This is a genomic window from Mycobacterium sp. ABE4_509, assembly GCF_056160785.1.
In genome coordinates, this window is sequence record NZ_JBSWXU010000292.1 from 1 (window position 1) to 1,500 (window position 1,500).

General features: G+C 69.9%; 2 protein-coding genes. Both read right to left on the reverse strand.

What is annotated here, in order from left to right:
• Nucleotides 1-159: 159 nt before the first annotated feature.
• Entirely contained in the window at nt 160-738 is a 579-nt protein-coding gene (locus tag ACXAID_RS28055) for a TetR/AcrR family transcriptional regulator (RefSeq protein ID WP_475025430.1), read from the reverse strand.
• A 433-nt stretch (nt 739-1,171) separates the two neighbouring features.
• The coding region (locus tag ACXAID_RS28060; protein ID WP_475025431.1) for a LysE/ArgO family amino acid transporter at nt 1,172-1,500 on the reverse strand (329 nt) is incomplete at its 5' end.

Below are 1,500 nucleotides of genomic sequence, written 5' to 3' on the forward strand. Positions count from 1 at the left end.
GCCCCGCCCAGCGCGACCGCGATCAGGGCGGCTCGGGCGGCCCGGGCAGTCGGGGCGGCCGACCTGGACAGCGGTGATGCCATAGGGGGAGCGTAATGCGCCCGGCGGTACCCGTCACGTCTCGGCGGCCACCCACAGACGACCGGCGTGGCCTCGGGGTCAGAGCGGCAGCCCGGCTTCGAGGAACTCCAGGCCGTCGAAGATGGTCTCGGGTGACATCGGGGTGCCGTGCAGCGCTGCCATCATCACCCCGGTCATCGCACCGGCGGTGATCCTGAGCCGGGGGTCGTCGGCCGGCCGGTTCAGCCTGGTGGCCAGCGCCTCGGTGATGAGTTCGATGACGTTGATGTAGGTGTCGTAGAGCCCGCCGGCGGCCTCCGGGAGGGTGTAGAGCAGCTGTTGGCGCGCCATCTCGGCATCCCATTGAGGTCCGGCCATGCCGCTGAAGACCTGTGCCAGGGCGTGCCGGTACGCGGCGAGCGGGGGGAGCTCGGCCGGCGCGGCGAGGAAGAGCTCGATGATCGGCTCCATCAACTGGTCCGGGATCAGCAGCGCGGCCTTGTTGGGGAAATAGCGGAAGAGGGTCCGCGAGGACACGTCGGCTGCTTCGGCGATCTGCTCGACGGTGGTGCTCTGATAGCCCTGTTCCTCGAACAGGCGGAAGGCCGCCGTCCGGACGGCTTCGCGGGTGCGGCGTTTCTTGCGTTCCCGCAGACCCAGGTCATCGGCGTCCGGCATGGTTCCGATTCTCGTCGCGGCACCCGGCGACGCGGTGCAGGTCGCCGTCTCGGTGAGTCGTCGTCCGACGTGCCGGCTCGGGTTCGACGCCCGTGCCGGTGGCATTGCTGCGCGCCGGGACCGCGGTGTCGGCCCCGACGCGGCCCGTCGTGAGCCGGGTTAGCCGACAGGTGATCGTTCGATCTCGGGCGGTCAACATGAGGGTGTCTCCGTGCGGTGTCTCGGCTCCGGCAGGGTCGGCTGGCGATGGACGAGTCTGCTGGTCAGGCGCCGATCCTGATGTCCGAAGTGTAGTTCGAAAAGCCCGACTTCGGGTGCCATCCGGATCGGCGGCCGGGTCCGGACCTAGGCTTGGGTGTTCCAACGTCGTTGCGGCAGCGTCGGTTCAGCGCCGAAGTCGTGGTGTCCTCGGGTGTCGAGTGCGGCTTTGCTGTTAGCTCAGCGCCAGGGAGAGGCCGAGCCCGATCATCATGGCGGCGATGGTGCCGTCGAGGATGCGCCAGGTTCTCGGCGCGGCGAAGAACCGCTGCAACCGCTGGGCTCCGAAACCCAGGCCGCTGAACCACACGGCGCTGGCAGCCACCGCTCCGGCGCCGAACAGCCAGCGGTCGTCGCGGTGCTCGTTGGCCAGCGCGCCCAGCAGGATGACGGTGTCCAGGTAGACGTGCGGGTTGAGAAAGGTCAGCGCCAGACAGGTCGCCAGCACGCCGGCCAGGGCCGACGGCGCCGCGTCGGCCGGGGTGAGAGCCCCCGGCGCGAAGG

Coding starts and splice junctions, on each gene's coding strand:
- ACXAID_RS28055 (WP_475025430.1), bottom strand. CDS start 738: ATGCCGGACGCCGATGACCTGGGTCTGCGGGAACGCAAGAAACGCCGC.